Annotated in this window: 20 protein-coding genes, 2 tRNA genes and 1 pseudogene; 7 read left to right on the plus strand and 16 right to left on the minus strand. The window is 39.8% G+C overall.

The genetic code is table 11. From position 1 onward, the window contains the following. Positions 1-56: 56 nt before the first annotated feature. Together rdgC and KPF51_RS01515 are read left to right on the plus strand one after the other, a co-directional pair. Complete coding sequence (rdgC, locus tag KPF51_RS01510; protein WP_005722581.1) at positions 57-965, plus strand: recombination-associated protein RdgC; 909 nt, start codon at positions 57-59, stop codon at positions 963-965. Positions 966-1117: 152 nt separating this feature from the next. Next, on the plus strand, positions 1118-1861 hold the full coding sequence (locus KPF51_RS01515) for a cyclase family protein (protein ID WP_061406211.1): 744 nt from the start codon (positions 1118-1120) through the stop codon (positions 1859-1861). Positions 1862-1926: 65 nt separating this feature from the next. On the opposite strand, the gene oapA is transcribed toward KPF51_RS01515, so the two are convergent. Together oapA and epmB are read right to left on the minus strand one after the other, a co-directional pair. Continuing rightward, positions 1927-3078, minus strand: a complete 1152-nt coding sequence (gene oapA / locus KPF51_RS01520; protein WP_005722584.1) for an opacity-associated protein OapA — start codon at positions 3076-3078, stop codon at positions 1927-1929. Positions 3079-3171: 93 nt separating this feature from the next. Continuing rightward, positions 3172-4185: an EF-P beta-lysylation protein EpmB gene (gene epmB / locus KPF51_RS01525; RefSeq protein WP_061406210.1), complete on the minus strand. Its 1014-nt coding sequence runs from the start codon at positions 4183-4185 to the stop codon at positions 3172-3174. 35 nt (positions 4186-4220) lie between these two features. Here epmB and efp point away from each other — a divergent pair, with 35 nt between their 5' ends. Beyond that, complete coding sequence (efp, locus tag KPF51_RS01530) at positions 4221-4787, plus strand: elongation factor P (RefSeq protein WP_005719907.1); 567 nt, start codon at positions 4221-4223, stop codon at positions 4785-4787. 49 nt (positions 4788-4836) lie between these two features. On the opposite strand, the gene KPF51_RS01535 is transcribed toward efp, so the two are convergent. Beyond that, positions 4837-5343 carry a DUF2301 domain-containing membrane protein gene (locus KPF51_RS01535; RefSeq protein WP_005722590.1) on the minus strand — a complete coding sequence of 169 codons (507 nt, stop codon included), beginning with the start codon at positions 5341-5343 and terminating at the stop codon, positions 4837-4839. A gap of 3 nt (positions 5344-5346) precedes the next feature. Beyond that, the gene (gene lpxH / locus KPF51_RS01540) at positions 5347-6066 is read right to left on the minus strand and encodes a UDP-2,3-diacylglucosamine diphosphatase (RefSeq protein ID WP_005722592.1); all 720 of its coding nucleotides are present in this window, start codon (positions 6064-6066) and stop codon (positions 5347-5349) included. A 110-nt stretch (positions 6067-6176) separates the two neighbouring features. Here lpxH and KPF51_RS01545 point away from each other — a divergent pair, with 110 nt between their 5' ends. Together KPF51_RS01545 and KPF51_RS01550 are read left to right on the plus strand one after the other, a co-directional pair. Beyond that, the gene (locus KPF51_RS01545; RefSeq protein WP_005722594.1) at positions 6177-6902 is read left to right on the plus strand and encodes a 1-acylglycerol-3-phosphate O-acyltransferase; all 726 of its coding nucleotides are present in this window, start codon (positions 6177-6179) and stop codon (positions 6900-6902) included. Between the two features lie 3 nt (positions 6903-6905). Further along, positions 6906-8312 carry a multicopper oxidase domain-containing protein gene (locus KPF51_RS01550; protein ID WP_005722595.1) on the plus strand — a complete coding sequence of 469 codons (1407 nt, stop codon included), beginning with the start codon at positions 6906-6908 and terminating at the stop codon, positions 8310-8312. A gap of 52 nt (positions 8313-8364) precedes the next feature. Here KPF51_RS01550 and KPF51_RS01555 read toward each other — a convergent pair whose 3' ends face one another. The 5 genes from KPF51_RS01555 to dnaQ form a co-directional block, all read right to left on the minus strand. After that, a complete protein-coding gene (locus KPF51_RS01555; protein ID WP_014326288.1) occupies positions 8365-8754 on the minus strand; it encodes a hypothetical protein in 390 nt (129 codons plus the stop codon). 63 nt (positions 8755-8817) lie between these two features. After that, entirely contained in the window at positions 8818-10350 is a 1533-nt protein-coding gene (gene der / locus KPF51_RS01560; RefSeq protein WP_014326287.1) for a ribosome biogenesis GTPase Der, read from the minus strand. Positions 10351-10535: 185 nt separating this feature from the next. Next, positions 10536-10612 (minus strand) — tRNA-Asp (locus KPF51_RS01565). Between the two features lie 15 nt (positions 10613-10627). Then, a tRNA-Asp gene (locus KPF51_RS01570) sits at positions 10628-10704 on the minus strand. Positions 10705-10797: 93 nt separating this feature from the next. After that, complete coding sequence (gene dnaQ / locus KPF51_RS01575) at positions 10798-11559, minus strand: DNA polymerase III subunit epsilon (RefSeq protein WP_005722597.1); 762 nt, start codon at positions 11557-11559, stop codon at positions 10798-10800. A gap of 68 nt (positions 11560-11627) precedes the next feature. Between dnaQ and rnhA the strand changes: the two genes are divergently transcribed. Beyond that, the gene (gene rnhA, locus KPF51_RS01580) at positions 11628-12092 is read left to right on the plus strand and encodes a ribonuclease HI (RefSeq protein WP_010906485.1); all 465 of its coding nucleotides are present in this window, start codon (positions 11628-11630) and stop codon (positions 12090-12092) included. A 63-nt stretch (positions 12093-12155) separates the two neighbouring features. Here rnhA and KPF51_RS01585 read toward each other — a convergent pair whose 3' ends face one another. The 7 genes and pseudogenes from KPF51_RS01585 to KPF51_RS01615 form a co-directional block, all read right to left on the minus strand. After that, the gene (locus KPF51_RS01585; RefSeq protein WP_061406208.1) at positions 12156-12995 is read right to left on the minus strand and encodes a DUF72 domain-containing protein; all 840 of its coding nucleotides are present in this window, start codon (positions 12993-12995) and stop codon (positions 12156-12158) included. 151 nt (positions 12996-13146) lie between these two features. Continuing rightward, complete coding sequence (locus KPF51_RS01590) at positions 13147-14088, minus strand: reverse transcriptase family protein (protein ID WP_064661094.1); 942 nt, start codon at positions 14086-14088, stop codon at positions 13147-13149. Further along, positions 14081-14368 (minus strand): helix-turn-helix domain-containing protein, encoded by a 288-nt coding sequence (locus KPF51_RS01595; protein WP_059245788.1) that lies wholly within the window; start codon positions 14366-14368, stop codon positions 14081-14083. Before KPF51_RS01595 ends, KPF51_RS01590 begins: the two co-directional genes overlap by 8 nt. A gap of 52 nt (positions 14369-14420) precedes the next feature. After that, positions 14421-14657 (minus strand): hypothetical protein, encoded by a 237-nt coding sequence (locus KPF51_RS01600; RefSeq protein WP_059245789.1) that lies wholly within the window; start codon positions 14655-14657, stop codon positions 14421-14423. Between the two features lie 340 nt (positions 14658-14997). Next, positions 14998-15153 (minus strand): annotated as a pseudogene (locus KPF51_RS10855) (vitamin B12 dependent-methionine synthase activation domain-containing protein); the annotation flags it as partial. Between the two features lie 26 nt (positions 15154-15179). Then, positions 15180-15746 (minus strand): hypothetical protein, encoded by a 567-nt coding sequence (locus KPF51_RS01610; RefSeq protein ID WP_005722639.1) that lies wholly within the window; start codon positions 15744-15746, stop codon positions 15180-15182. 33 nt (positions 15747-15779) lie between these two features. Further along, entirely contained in the window at positions 15780-16481 is a 702-nt protein-coding gene (locus KPF51_RS01615; RefSeq protein WP_005722640.1) for a YggS family pyridoxal phosphate-dependent enzyme, read from the minus strand. 175 nt (positions 16482-16656) lie between these two features. Between KPF51_RS01615 and thrL the strand changes: the two genes are divergently transcribed. Next, positions 16657-16731 (plus strand): thr operon leader peptide, encoded by a 75-nt coding sequence (gene thrL / locus KPF51_RS10880; protein ID WP_080667568.1) that lies wholly within the window; start codon positions 16657-16659, stop codon positions 16729-16731. Positions 16732-16757: the final 26 nt, after the last annotated feature.

The raw sequence follows: 16757 nt of genomic DNA on the forward strand, positions 1-16757 counted from the left end.
TTGTCGCAAATACGACATAAGTTGCTTATTCTACCTTAAAAAAGAAGGAACAAACTATGGTTTGGTTTAAAAACCTCATGATTTATCGTCTCACAAAAGCATTGGATTGGACGGCAGATAGCCTACAAACTGCATTACAACAATGTGAGTATCATCCTTGTCAACAATCAGACATGAGTAAATTTGGGTGGACAAATCCCCTGCGTGGCACTGAGATGTTACATTTTTCGGTGGGAAAACAGATTTTATTATTGGCACATAAAGAAGAAAAGATCTTGCCTGCCCACGTCGTAAAAGCAGAATTGGAGCAACGTATTGAACTGCTTGAGCAAAAAGAAAATCGCAAGTTAAAGAAAGTCGAAAAGCAAGCATTAAAAGATGATGTAGTATCGATGTTGTTACCTCGTGCTTTTAGCAAAAATCAACAAACAGCATTATGGATTGATACTGAAAATCAGCTTATTTATGTGGATGCTGCCTCATCTAAACGGGCGGAAGATGCTTTGGCGTTATTGCGAAAGTCTTTAGGATCTTTGCCAGTGGTGCCATTAAGTTTTGCTAACGAACCGAGCGTTATCATGACTGATTGGATTAATAAAGATCAGACACCCGCTTGGTTGATGCCATTGGAAGAAGCAGAATTAACCGGCAGTCAAGACAGTGGCATTATTCGTTGCAAGCAACAAAATTTAGAATCGGATGAAATTCAAACCTTACTCAATGCTGGAAAGTTTATTACGAAGCTATCTTTAGCATGGGAAGAACGTTTGTCTTTTATTCTCAATGAAGATTGCACGTTAAAACGTTTGAAATTTGCAGATCAACTGCGTGAAAAAAATGACGATATTTTAAAAGAAGATTATGCGCAACGTTTTGATGCAGATTTTGTGCTAATGACAGGCGTATTAACTCAATTAACAGCAAATTTATTAGAGGAATTTGGTGGAGAAAAAGCGCGTTTATAGCATGATGCTTCTTGCGGCAAACGCCTTGTTTGATGATCAAAATTAGGCTGTTAGAGAATGTTTTTTGTGCTAATTTAGCGCTGATGATGCGTTGCATCAGTCAATGCGTTTATAACTGAATTTGTCGTAAACAGAAGATGAAGGAGTGAATGATGAATACCGTGTCACAAGCCATTGCTTTTCTAAAAACGCAAAAATGGGTGGATTTATCACATCCAGTGAATCCTACGATCCCTTATTTTCCTGCTTTTAAACCGCTAGAAACAAAAACTCTGTTCACGGTTGAAAATGATGGATTTTTCTCTAACCAATATACTTTAGTCAGTCAATACGGTACGCATCTTGACGCACCTATTCATTTTGCACCAAATACACGCTATTTAGAGGACATTCCTGTGGCGGAATTGGTATTGCCTTTATACGTGATTCATAAAGAGCAAGCCGTGAGTGAAAACCCAGATTACAGGTTGTCGATTGAGGATATTTTGGCGTTTGAAGCTGAACATGGCAAAATCGCAGAAGGCAGTTTTGTGGCATTTGCTAGTGGCTGGTCGTCCAGATGGTATGATCATACAGCCTTCTATAATCGTGATGAAACAGGGCAGGCTCATACACCGGGTTGGTCGTTGGAGGCATTGAAATTTTTGCATGAACAGCGGAATGTGACTGCGATTGGGCACGAAACCTTAGATACGGACAGCGCGCTAGATTTTGCTAAAAATAATGATTTAGTGGGCGAGCGCTATTGGTTATCACAAAATAAATTTCAAGTGGAAGTGTTAACCAATTTAGCAGAGTTACCTGCAACTGGCGCGGCTATTTTTATTGGTGTACCGAAAATCCAGCATGCGCCGGGTTTTAATGCCAGAGTATTTGCTGTGATAGCAAGCGAATAGATACCAATATGAACAAAAAGCCCGTGTTGATTTTCTCATCACGGGCTTTGCTTTATGTGGTCTTGTTATTTTTTATAAATATAACTGCCATCGGCTTGGCGAATGAATTTAGCACCATTTTCTAATCGGAGCTCGTTAACTCGCCCTTGACTATTCACGGAAATTTGCACTTTATCGCCAGCTTTGAAGTTACTCAGTGCGTTACCTGCCCCCGACGCTTTTGTCATCGCATTGACATCCGCAATATTTAAATTATGGTTACGGAATACTTGCATTAAGCTGACACCCTGTGGAATCGTTAAGGTTTTGCTATTACTTGCTTTCGCTGGGTTAGCGTCCACGACGGGAGCGACTTTTTTCTCCACCTTCGCTTTTTCAATATGCGTTGGTTTTTCTGGGACTTTGGCTTTTTCTACCACTTTAGGTTTTTCTACTGTTTTAGGTTTTTCAGTCACCACTTTTTCATTCGTGACTTTTTCTACAGCGCTTGGTTTGTCTGCGTCAGCCACCCCCATTTTAGTTGCCACCGGTTGTTCCACTTTTGTAGGTGCTATTGCCGTTGGCGTGCTCTCTGTCCCACTGGCAGACGATGTGGGTTGAGTTTCTGAGGTGACCGCGCTTGTCACGGTATTATCTTGTGTTGCACTTGCGCTGTTGTCTGCAGGCTGATTTAAGTTATCTAAAATCGTATTTTCAACAGTTTGACCTTTTTCTAACGGCTGAAATTGAATAGGCACGGCTTGACTGTTTTGTTGCTCAAACGATTGGACCGTTTGTGAACTTGGTTTGAGGGCAAAGAAAATAATTAATAATAAAATCAGACCAAATAACGCGACAAATAAACGGCGATGACGTTGTGGCAGAATTTGTAGGAACGGCCAAGTTTCTGGGTTTTTCCAGTTTACTGCTGGCGCAACAACAGCAGCGCCCATATCTTCTGAGGTTGGCTGTTCGCTAGTCAGTTCATCGGCATTTAAATCAGTTTGTGTATTTGATGAAGAGGTGGCTTCATTAAATGCAGGGGCTTGACGCGTTGTCTTTAATGCCGCGTCATGTGATGTTTTTTTAGCAAAAACACCTTTTACGCTATCAAAAAAAGAGGGCGTCGGTTTAGCCATTTTTTTGGGCGTAATTGGCTCGACTTGGCTAAATTCTAAATCCAGTTCGCTTTGTTCTGGATTATGTTGATTTTCTGGAGTGTGTTTTTCTGAATCCACGATAGTACCTCGATTCTAAATAGCTAGCTTACTGATATACACTGAAAGTGCGGTCAAAATTTAGGTTATTCTAAAGGATATTTGTTGATTTTCCTATGCTGTATATAGGGTTTTATTCGGTTCTTTGGCAATTTCTCGTGCGAGTTTCGGTACCAAATAACCCGATGTGAGGCTTTGTAATTCTTTGTAAATATTTAAGGCGCGGCTATCGTCCAGATAGAAATGGCTTGCGCCTTCGACTTTATCTAACAAATGCAGGTAATAAGGAAGAATATTGGTGGCAAATAATTTATCACCTAATTGCTTTAGGATATGTGCATTGTCATTGATCCCTTTGAGCAGAACTGCTTGATTTAAGAGTAGCACGCCAACATCTCTTAGTTTGTTTATGGCTTGTGCAAAAAAGGCATCAATTTCGTTGGGATGATTGATATGCGTCACAAGTACGGTTTGAAAACGACTTTCTGCGAGGGTTTGGCAAAAATCGGCAGTAATGCGTTGCGGGATCACTACCGGTAAGCGCGTATGAATACGTAAGCGCTGTAAGTGCGGTATGTTTTCTAGATTTTTTATCAACCAATCTAGCTCATGATCTTTTGCCATTAAAGGATCCCCACCAGAAAAAATCACTTCTTCTATTTCTGGATGATTTGCAATGTAGTCAAGCGCTTTTTGCCAATTCGCTTTATTTCCTTTGTTATCTGCATAAGGAAAATGGCGACGAAAACAATAACGGCAATTTACCGCGCAACCACCTTTGACCATGAGTAATAAACGATTATGGTATTTATGTAACACGCTTGGCACGACAGCATCTTGCTCTTCCAGTGGATCTTTACTGAAGCCTTCAACCTGTAAAAACTCATCACGAAAACTCATGACTTGTAAAAAAAGCGGATCTTGTGGGTTGCCTTTTTGCATTTTTTCAACGAAAGGCAGGGGAACTCTGAGCGGAAATAAACGGCGTGCCTCTAAGTCTTGTTCAATATTTTCAGTCGGTAAATTGAGGGTTTCCAATAAGATTTTTGGGTCGGATATAGCGTTGGCTAAGTGATCTGTCCAACTTTGTTCTTCTCTAATGGCTATGTTTTGAGTTAAAATATGCACTTTTGAAAACAATCTCTTTATAACTTGAGGATAATATGGCTACATATACTACCAGTGATTTCAAACCAGGTCTAAAATTTATGCAGGACGGCGAGCCTTGTGTGATCGTTGAAAATGAATTTGTGAAACCCGGCAAAGGTCAAGCATTCACTCGTACGCGTATTCGTAAATTAATTTCTGGCAAAGTATTAGATGTTAACTTTAAATCTGGTACCTCTGTTGAAGCGGCGGATGTTATGGACTTAAACTTAACTTACTCCTACAAAGATGATGCCTTCTGGTATTTTATGCACCCAGAAACATTTGAACAATACTCCGCGGATGCAAAAGCTATTGGTGATGCAGAAAAATGGTTATTAGACCAAGCTGATTGTATCGTGACATTATGGAATGGTGCACCAATCAGCGTTACCCCACCAAACTTTGTCGAGTTAGAAATCATCGATACAGATCCAGGCTTAAAAGGCGATACTGCGGGTACAGGTGGTAAACCAGCGACATTAAGCACCGGTGCAGTAGTAAAAGTGCCATTATTTGTACAAATTGGTGAAGTGATCAAAGTCGATACTCGCTCAGGTGAATATGTTTCACGTGTGAAATAATCACAAAATTTGTGTTGAAAAAGGCGAACCTTGTGTTCGCCTTTCATTTTTAAACTTGATATTTACTTTTATCGCCGATATCAAAATGCAGTGGCATTTGCCACTTTTTGAATGCTAATACAAAGAAAAGCAGCGCGACAATTAGCGACATCACTTGAGTGAAAAGCGGACTATTGAGCTGAACTGCACTCCAAAGTAGTGCGACAAAAAAGGGTTGTGCATTCAATAAAAATACACGGAAACAAAAATATTCTTTGTAACATAATCCGCCTAAGGTGACCAACGCCCCGCCTAGCGCCAGCGCCTCAAAACCGAGCGCTTGGCAAATCAAAGCCACCCAAGTTGCCAGTTGTAAGATAAGGCGAAACGATTTCATATAAATATGCAAGCTTGATGCACAAAGTGTTGCAGCAATGAGTAAACCCAGATGAGCGATGTCTGCTTTGTAAGGTAACAATAGTGTCATGATGCCCGCTAAGACAAAGCCTGAACGGTATAAAATCACCGTGAGATAATCCCAAATATCCATCGGCGATTGAATATGTGGATCAGCCATAAGTTACTCCTTTCCTGTTAAAAAACGCACCTGTTGCTGCTCATTGACTTCGAGAATAGACGCAGTATCGCCCCAATCGCCGAGCACAATGCGGGTAAAGTGCGGTGGAATATGATGAATATGTTGACGATGCGTGTGCCCGTGAATGATTTTTTTAACGCCAAATTGGGCAAAAGTCTGTAACACAAAGTCAGGATTGACATCCATTATTTCCTCAGACTTCCTTTTTTTATCGGCTTTACTGCGTGTTCGAATTTTCTCTGCGATCTTTAACCGTACTTTTAGTGGAAGATGTAGAAATAGCCACTGGCGCCATTTTTGATGCACTTTTTTTCGGTATTGTTGATAGGCAACATCATCAATACACAGTGTATCGCCATGACAAAGTAAAACAGACTCACCATATAATGCAATCCGTTGATAAGTGGGTAATAATGTCATACTACAGGCTGCGGCAAAGCGTTTGCCAATCAAAAAATCACGATTACCATGTTGGAAGTAACATTTTACGCCTTGTGCACTCAGGGCGTGAATCTGTTGCTGGACGGTGTGAATTAACGCAGATTCTTCATCATCACCGATCCAAAAATCAAATAAATCGCCCAAAATGTAAAGTGCCTCAGCCTGTGGCGCAAGCTGTTGCATAAAATCACAAAAGAGGTGAGTTAAATGAGGGCGATTTTCACTGAGATGTAAATCAGCAATAAAATAGGTCTTTTTCATCTGTTTTATACATGTCTTTTTTATTTAGAGTAGCACATTTTTTATGTTGATTTATACACATATTCCGGCAATTTCGCTATACTTAGCCAAATATTTCAAGGAATAGCATTATGTTAAAATTATTACGTACAATCGTTATTGTTTTTTGTTGTCTCTTAATTTGTGTGTTGGGGTCAATTTACTCCTTTATCCGCTTTCGTAATCCAAGCAATGTGGGCATTATGGCGCGTTGGTTTGGACGTCTTCATCCTCTCTTTGGCTTAACCGTAGAGCATCGTTTCCCTAAAAATGTCGATAAATTCGGGCGCTGTATTTATATTGGTAATCACCAGAATAATTATGACATGGTCACGATTTCTTATATGGTGCAACCAAGAACAGTGAGTGTGGGTAAGAAAAGTTTAATTTGGATACCTTTTTTTGGACTGTTGTATTGGGTTACTGGCAATATTCTGATTGATCGTGAAAATCGTACTAAAGCGCACGGCACGATGAACGAAGTTGCTCGCCGTATTCATGATGATGACCTATCTGTGTGGATGTTCCCAGAAGGGACGCGTAGTCGAGGACGTGGCTTATTGCCTTTTAAAACGGGGGCATTTTATGCGGCGATTGCGGCAGGTGTACCGATTGTTCCAGTAGTATGCTCAACGACACAAGGCAAGATCGATTTAAATCGTTGGGATAATGGCAAAGTGATTTGTGAAATGTTAGAACCGATAGATGTTTCTGCTTATGATAAAGAAAATGTGCGTGAACTAGCAGCACATTGCCATCAGCTCATGGCACAACGTATTGCTGAACTTGATGCTGAAATAGCACAACAGAGTAAATAAAGAATGGATAATCCGGCGCGTCGACAGTTTTTCAAAACCAGTTTAATTGCCACGGCACTTTCAGCCTTGCCATCATCTCTCTTGGCTGCAACACGCCAAGCCTTACGTATTCCTCCCTTATTGGAAACCCGACGTGGTAAGCCAATTTTTTTAAGTCTGGATAGTGTTCAGTATCCATTAGAGATGGGTAAAACTGTCGAGGTGTGGGGATTTAATGGACATTATTTAGGACCAACGATTAAAATTCGTAAAGGTGACTTTGCTAAGTTAAATTATCGCAATAATTTACCACAAGGCGTATCCATGTCGATTCAAGGTTTGCAGGCGAGTGGCGAATTACTTGGCGGTGTGGGACGCGTTTTGCAACCTAAAGAAACTTGGTCACCGATTATTCCAATTACTCAAGCGGCATCTACCTGTTGGTATCATTCAGTATCTCTCGCTAATTCAGCTTATCAAACCTATCGCGGCTTAGCGGGGATGTGGATTATTGAAGACGAACAGAGTTTGAAATCCGGCTTACCGCATAAATATGGTGTGAATGATATTCCTTTGATTTTGCAAGATATGCGTTTAAATAATCAGGGATTGCAATTATTTCAACCAAATCAGACCGCACTTTTCGGTAATCGTTTATTTGTGAATGGGCAAGAGGCGCCTTATGTGAATGTGCCACGAGGTTGGGTGCGATTACGTTTAGTGAATGCCTCATTGTCACGCCACTATGAACTGCGTTTAGATGATGAGCGCGAAATGCGTTTGATCGCCTCAGATCAAGGTTTCTTACCACAAGCTAAGGTCTTGAAATCCATTGTGTTGGCGCCAAGTGAACGAAGTGAATTGTTAATTGATTTAAATGAAGGTGAGAGTGTGCGTTTGATTGCCGGTGAAAAACGGGACTTCTTACATGTTTTTACTTCACTTTTCGCTGATGAAAATGAATTAGTCGACAATACCGTGTTAGAGCTTCGTCCTGAAGGACTTGCCTCGGTTTTTTCTAAACAAGCTGAGCCACAATTTAACACAGATGCGGTGGCGAATTTGAGTAATAAAGTAGTACAAGAACGCCAATTTCATTTTGATGTGAATACGGGCATGGTGAATGATAAACACTTTGATCCGAAACGGGTGACTAATGCTAAATTAAATACAACGGAGCGTTGGACGTTAACCGCAAATGGCATCATGGGCTTTCGTATTCAAGGGGCGAAATTTCTTATCGAGAGTATCAATGACACCCCAGTAGAACAAAGTGAAATTGCATGGAAGGACAGTGTGCTGATTAACGGCAAAGTACAAATTTTAGTAAAATTTGAACATATGTCATCGAATAATCATCCTTTCCTGTTTGGTTCCGCTAATTTAATGTTGGCAGATAAAGGCTGTATCAGGCTATTGGTTGTGCAATAACAGGTATAACAAAAAGGCGCGGTATCATCATCCGCGCCTTTTTGTTTGTGTATTAAGGGGCTTTTCTTAAAAAAAGACGTAGTACTACCATGGCATACATCATACTCGGTAAGGCAAACATCAACGCATAAAACAGCAGCGCTAAACTCTGTTCCCATAATGACATAGGCTCGCGGAATGTCTCATTGAACAGGAAGCAAGATAACATAGTTAGAGTATAAAAGAAGCTGATTGTACCTGAGAAAAACGCGATCTGAAGCAGATTACGTTGATGAAACTGATAATACACACAAACCAAAGAAAATAAAAAAGCTGGCACCGTGGTTAGAATAAAAACATCCGTTAGGCCTTTGAGATGGAAGGCATTAAAAAAAGGCAAAAAGAGTGAAAAAATACACTGCGTAATGAGTGGAAAAAGGAGTAAGGTTTTTTTATTCGCCATGCTAGTTGTCCTTTAAAAACACAGAGAATATGGCGCCGATCGACAGGGCGCCATGTAGATTGATTAACGCTTCGATTTTTTAATAAACTTCATTAAGCGTTTGCGTTTGCGTAATTGATTTGGTGTCAATTTATTCCGTTTACCTGCAAATGGGTTATTTCCTTCTTGGAATAATAAGCGGATTGGCGAACCAATAATTTTCAAACTACGACGATAGTAATTGGATAAATAACGCTTATATGAATCGGGTAATTTATCCATTTGGTTACCATGCACCACAATAATGGGTGGATTATAACCGCCCGGGTGTGCGTATTTTAATTTAATTCGACGACCACCCATCATCGGCGGCTGATGCTCATCCGTTGCCATTTGTAAAATACGGGTTAACATGGATGTGGTCATTTTTTGTGTCGCACAGGCATAGGCTTCTTTAATCGAATCAAACAGGTTGCCGACGCCGCTACCGTGTAGAGCAGAAATAAAATGCACTCGAGCGAAATCAATGAAATCTAAACGGCGATCCAGTTCAGATTTGACTTGATCTTTAATGTCTTGATTTAAACCATCCCATTTATTCACTACGATGACCAATGAACGCCCCGCATTGAGTATAAAACCCAGTAAAGATAAGTCTTGATCTGACACGCCTTCACGCGCATCAATAGTTAATAACACCACATTGGCATCTTGAATCGCTTGTAAGGTTTTGATGACCGAAAATTTTTCCACTGCTAAATGGACTTTACCCCGTTTACGTACCCCTGCAGTGTCAATGATGGTGTAATGCTGACCATCGCGTTCCATTGGGATATAAATACTATCACGCGTTGTCCCCGGTAAGTCATACACGACCACGCGATCTTCGCCAAGAATACGGTTTGTTAAAGTCGATTTACCCACATTTGGGCGACCAACGATAGCAATTTTAATATTTTTATCTTGTGCTTCCAGTTCTTCCGCAATGGCGTCATCTAACAAGGCGGTATCTTCTTCATTAGCAAAGTCGAAGTCGTGATCCCACTCGTCTTGTTCGCCGGTTTCAGAAACATCGGTATTTTCTACCGCACTTTGTTCGGGACTTTCGGCATTCATTTTTTCTGCAATTGGCGCCAGTACTTGTTCCATTAAGGCAGAAACGCCACGACCTTGCGAGGCAGCAATTTGTTCGACTTCACCTAAACCTAATTGATAGAACTCGGCGCAATGGGAATCTGCATCAATGCCATCGGTTTTATTGGCAACGACTACCGTGATTTTGTTTTGACGTTGGCGTAAATAGTTTGCGATACCAATATCCGCAGAGGTTAAGCCTGCACGCGCATCCACTAAAAACAGCACCACATCGGCTTCTTCAATCGCAAGCAAGGATTGCTCCGCCATTTTTTCTTCCACGCCTTCTTCTGTACCATCAATACCACCAGTATCGATCACAATAAAATCATAACCTGCGATATTGGCTTGACCATATTTACGGTCGCGCGTTAAGCCGGGAAAATCCGCCACCAACGCATCACGCGTACGGGTTAGACGATTAAATAATGTTGATTTTCCCACATTTGGGCGACCAACAAGAGCCACTACAGGCGTTGTCATAAAAAACCTCTTATTCAGTATTTCTGCCTATGGGTTCATAGCGCAGTCAAAAATGGCATCATTATAGCGGATTTTGTCAAAGATGAGAAATGTACAAGAAATCGGCTTAAATAGCCAACTTGAGCAAGCTGATGCCTGAGAAACAAAAAGCCACTTTTAAAAAGTGGCTTTTTGTTGAAATTCGTTGGCGGAACGGACGGGACTCGAACCCGCGACCCCCTGCGTGACAGGCAGGTATTCTAACCAGCTGAACTACCGCTCCGTAGTAGAATAAAATTGGCGGAATGGACGGGACTCGAACCCGCGACCCCCTGCGTGACAGGCAGGTATTCTAACCAGCTGAACTACCACTCCGCACAGGTGAGGCGTATATTAATGATCAAGCCGCTTTTCGTCAACTTTTTTTTTCATATTTGCCCTCAGCTGCTCAATCAATGAACGAATTTATTAATGTGTTTTCAATTCCGCTAAACGCTTTTCCCATAAGCAATTGCCTTTGCTCTTTTTATTGAGTAAGAGGAGGTAATCGAGATGGGCTTGTAGTTCATCGGCATTGGGTTGCAGGCGTTTTAAGTCTTGTGAAAAAGCCACCGCACTTTGGATTTGTTCTTGGACGGCGACAACAGCAATTTCAGGTTCATTTTCATCAAATAAACTGGTTTGTCCCCCTGTCATCGTGAGGTACACATCCGCTAAGATCTCCGCATCCAGTAACGCGCCGTGTAGGGTTCGTTTGCTGTTATCAATGCCTAAACGATCGCAAAGGGCATCTAAGCTATTACGTTTACCGGGGTACATTTGGCGTGCCATTTGTAGGGTATCGGTCACCATACAAATCGCATCAGTATTGATGTTTAAATTCAGTTTTTTAAACTCATAATCCATAAAGCCCACGTCGAAGGGCGCATTATGGATCAGCAATTCAGCCCCTTGAATATAATCAATAAATTGCTGTGCGACCTCATTAAACATGGGTTTATCCGCCAACATGTCATCGGTGATACCGTGTACTTTGATCGCATCGGGATCGACGGGACGATTCGGTTTGATATAGATATGGAAATTATTGCCCGTGAGGCGACGATTGATCATCTCAACCGCACCAATTTCAATAATACAATGCCCTTCATAATGTGCACCAAATTGGTTCATCCCCGTTGTTTCGGTATCCAGTACAATTTGGCGAGTCGGTTGATTCACTGGGGTCATTTTCTTTCTATCTCTTTCAGTTAATTTCGGTTATGATCTTGGTTTAGTGAAGAATTGTAACAAAGATTATGCAAAAACAAATTGAAATTTTTACGGATGGTTCTTGTTTAGGCAATCCCGGACCGGGTGGGATCGGCGTATTGCTACGTTATAAACAACATGAAAAACAGATTTCAGCAGGTTATTTTTTAACAACTAATAACCGTATGGAATTGCGTGCGGTGATTGAAGCCTTAAATACCCTCAAAGAACCTTGCTCAGTGACGTTACATAGTGATAGCCAATATATGAAAAATGGCATCACCAAATGGATCTTTAATTGGAAAAAAAATAACTGGAAAGCCAGCACCGGCAAGCCCGTTAAGAACCAAGATTTATGGATACAACTCGATCAAGCGATCCAACGTCACCACATCAATTGGCAATGGGTCAAAGGGCATTCTGGACACATTGAAAATGAAATCTGCGATCAACTCGCTAAAGCGGGCGCAGAAAATCCTACGTTGCAAGATGTGGGCTATCAGCCTGAATGAAACTTTTCCAAAAACGACCGCACTTTTCGGTTATTTTTCTTATCAAAAAGAGTAATTCCCCAACTAAAACAAACTCTGTTGCCCGATTAAAAACTCGGGCTGGGCTTTCACGGTAAAACCATATTTTGCCAAATAGCCTTTTAAAGCCTCAATATTGTAGAAAGAGTGGCTTTTCGTGGTATTTTGAAAATAGAGATACAACTGGTCAAATTCGTTTCTATACTGATTTAGCAGCTTTGCTAAATTTTGCAATTCCGTGTCATTGTAACGGTAATCGTGTCGTTCCTGTGCCGATTGCGCTTGCCACCAATTAGGATTGCGACCGTGTAGGCGTAAATACGCCGTGCGTTGATTCGCATAAAATTGAAAAGTAGGTAAACCAATATTTTGCGGATAATCCACATTGCACCAAATCAGCTTTTCTTTACCTCGAAAATAATCCAATACAGGTTGGTTATGCCAACTCGGATGTCGAAATTCAATGACTAGCACTTCCTCTTGAAACCAAGAAACGAGTTCAGCAAGATAATAACGATTGGCAGGTGTTCTCTCAAAACTGATCGGAAACTGAATAAATAAATTCGCTAAGCAATCCTGATCTTTTAACGGTTGTAATGCGGCTAAAAAGGCTCTTGCATCTTCTTTTGTGGCGGCACGTTTATGACTAAAATCTTGATGCAATTTCACCGAAAACTGCAACCGCCCTTGCGCCTTTTCCACCATCGCTAGCAACGATTTCGCACCAATCGGCGCATGAAAGGTGCTGTTGATTTCAATCGCATCATAGTGTTGGCTATAAACTGCCAAAAACTCGCTTTTATCTGTGCCAAAAGGGTACAGCGTCCCGATTAAATCCGTGTCGCTATATCCGCCAGTACCGAGGTAAATATGGGGTGTGTGCATTGCTTTTTGTTGAAAGTGAAAAATGGGGTTAGTTTAGAGGGAATTGGGGAAAAGGCAAGCGGTCAGATTGTGGGAAAAATTTGCAAAATTTTATCGGCAAGTGACCGCCTGTGAGTATGTTTAGTAGAAATGGATGTTAAATACAAGATATTTATTTTCTAGGGTAAATTTTTGATAATTTCTGTTTCAATTTTTTACCTTGGCGTTCATGTAATCTACTTAGATGTACAACTCTTCCTAGAGTTTGATTAAACAACTTTTTATATTCCTCTGTCTCAGCTAAGGTTTTATATAGTTCTTCGCATTGATGTACTGCTGCTTTGATTTTTTCTCTTTCACTTTTAGGCATCGTTGTTCTATCTGAGTTAACATTAACTCGATGAACTTGTTGTTGAGAGTTTCTCGGCATTATTTTATGTTTTCTTCTATTTAATTTTACACTTATACTTTTTAGCATTGAATGTATAGATTTAATGATCTCTTTTTTCTCTTCAAGAGTAAAAATTCTCTTGGATGAAACTGTGATATCATCGACATATCGAGTATAAGTAAAACCTTTTTCTTTTAATTCATCAACTAATTTAGATTCTCTATTCCATAGCACTAAGTTACATATATAACTACTTGTTATGCATCCTTGAACAAGAAAACCCTCATAAGTGATTAATTCAGCAAGTATTTCTGATATATCTTCAGGGAATTTAAATACATTTTTCCAAACCTGCACTACAGTATTTTTACTAATACTAGGGAAAAAGTTTTTTACATCCTGAGAAATAATACATGTACTATTTGTATGAATAGCGGCATTTCCTAAATAATCTCTTTTAGGAAGACTACCCTGTAAATACAATGGATAAGTAACTTTCTTCAATAATCTTTCTGCGATTCTTCTATGTATGGTTTTTAATGGTTCTTTTACATCATATGTAATTCTTAATGTCCCATCTGATTTCTCTTCAGTTTTAGCTTGAAAAAAGAAGCTATTTGAATTTTTTTTCAGTGATAGAAGTATATTTGGATCTATGCCTAATACTCTAGCTAATATAGCAGGGGAGCCGATAGGAGAATTAGGATAAGTAGGACTATTCAGATTTTTTCTCCATTAATGATAATGCCAAATAAGATAATTTTTCAGCAAGCTCTACACTAATTCCTTCTTGTTCACTATGATCAGAGGCTAGAAAAATTAGTATACTTGGTGGGATATTTAATGCTTTACAAATTGAGTTTATTGTAGATAGGTTTGGCTCTCTTTTACCTTGTTCGAGTAAAGTTAAATATGATATAGAAATATTCGAGTCTTGAGATAATTGAGTTTTTGTCATTCCCCGTTGGGTTCGACATAACATTATAGCTTTTCCAATATTCATTTATTTCTCTTTTATAGGAAGAAAAAGAATAACCTACTTGTCAATCTACATATCACAAAATTTCCCTAATTTTCATAATAGAGTCAATAATTTTACTTATAAAGGGTAATGCATTAAGGGCTTTCCCCAGTAATTCTAATTTTTGACTTTGAGATTTTGCTTTTTCTAGTTGCTCAATTACTGAGTCTAGATTTTGTAATTGACCGCTATCCATCTTATCATGCATTTCTGTTCTAAGTTGTTTTAATAACAGAACAGAGTCTTCTAAATTAAATGATTTTTTTATCATAATTTAATCCTTGTTTTCAATCAGTGCGACATTGCACCAGTTGCCAATACAATATTGAACTGAATAGAAATAAGATGGATAACGCAGGTTACTCATTATCTTCGGATAACGGAGTTATCCGCTCCAGTTGCAGAAATAATTGCTTCAGTTAAACAGCTTAGCTTATATAACTAAAATCAACCAATTTCTCCTGGAAGAATGATTGCCGTAACAATCGACTCATGAGAGCCACGCTCATAGTTCAATTTTAAGATTAAATTTTAGAAGTTTGCATCAGGGGGGAACCCCCTGTACAGGAATGATTATACATTTATATTAAACTAAATCAATGTTTTTTTTACTAGTAGTAAAAAAACTTCATCGCCACACTCAACCATTTCAACATTGTCTTTTCATCCCATCCCTTACGTTTGGCGTAATCTACCGCTTGGTCTTCGTCAATGCGTCCAAGAGTGAAGTAGTTACTTACAGGGTGGGAGAAGTACCAACCGCAGATTAGCATCATAGATGCAAGTGCAAACCTCACGATTCCCCATCAACCGCACAAATCGAAATATTCCACTTGCCAGCAATCTCTCGAATACGCTCATATTCCTCAAAGGAGAAAATCATAAATAAACAGTTGTCATTGCCATTCCAATAGTTACAAAGAGTATAATTTTGTGGGGCAAGTGCTTGTTGAACGTAAGGGTAGAGTGCATCATTATAGGTTTCTTCGGGGCATTGGATGTTGATTTTATTGGTCAGCATACTATTAACTGCATATTCCAATTCTTCTGCATCAAATTTCCAATCAGTCAATTTAGAAAGGGCTTGCTGTTCGAGAATATCTGCCAAACTCAGGCTTGGATAACTGTTTCCATCCACAACAAACGCATTTTCATCCCAGTCGAAATACTCGTCATAATATTGGTACTCAGGATCTTCTGGCAAAATCCCTTTTTCTTGCCAATACACATACCCATCAGCCCATTCCCCCTGCTCTTCAAAAAGGGCTGTAATATCATCGATATATTGATCTATAAATTCATCATCGACTAATGATAGGCGTAAAAATTCCGTGAGATCTTGTTTTAATTCTGAGTTCATTTTTACATACCTTTTATGAATAAGATTTGCTCTTTATTTCGAATAATCCCTTGCTCCAAAAATCGCTGTCCCAATTCTTACCATTGTTGAACCACATTGAATAGCGCTTGCCATATCATCGGTCATCCCCATTGAAAGTGTATCAATTTGTGCATCGGGTAAGGCTTGTTTGAGTTGTTCAAATAAGCTGTACATTTGGGTGAATGCCTGTGTTTGCGTGGCGAGATCGTCGCTAGGGGCGGGGATAGCCATTAAACCACGGAGGCATAAGTGCGGTAGGTTTTGGATCTGTTTTGCTAGATCAAGCATTTCGTTGGGTTGAATGCCAGATTTGCTGTCTTCATCGCTGATGTTAATTTGGATTAATACATTCAGTGGTTTTTTATAATGTGGGCGCTGCTCGTTGAGGCGGTCGGCGATTTTTTTGCGGTCGAGCGTTTGCATCCAGTCAAAATGTTCTGCCACGAGTTTGGTTTTATTTGATTGAAGCGGACCGATGAAATGCCATTCAAGGGGGATATTTTTTTGGGCAAAATACTGAATTTTTTCCACGCCTTCTTGTACATAGTTTTCGCCAAACGCGGTTTGTCCGGCTTGATAGGCTTGATAAATATCTTCAACGGGTTTGGTTTTGGAAACAGCGAGTAATTTGACCGCACTTTCTGGGCGCTTGGCTTGTTGGACCGCGTGCTGAATATTTTGTTGAATTTGTGCTAAATTTTGTTCGATTGTCATCGGGCGCATCCTGCATCTTAATAGGGAAAATTGAGGCAAAAATAAAATTTTGTGGCGATATATTACAAGATGTTAGTGCTTTTTAAAAATTTATCCCATTTTTTCATTTTCTGTTTGACAACCTAAATAAATTTCGGTATTTCTTACACACTGTTTTTTAATTTTGATTGAAAAGATGAATAAACGCACTGTGATTACTATGATTATGACCACCACTATTATTACCAATAGTGTGCGGGTTAGTGCGTAACAAAAAGATCGAATTCCACAAAACCC

Source organism: Pasteurella sp. XG20 (assembly GCF_018968665.1).
GTDB classification, from domain to species: domain Bacteria; phylum Pseudomonadota; class Gammaproteobacteria; order Enterobacterales; family Pasteurellaceae; genus Pasteurella; species Pasteurella multocida.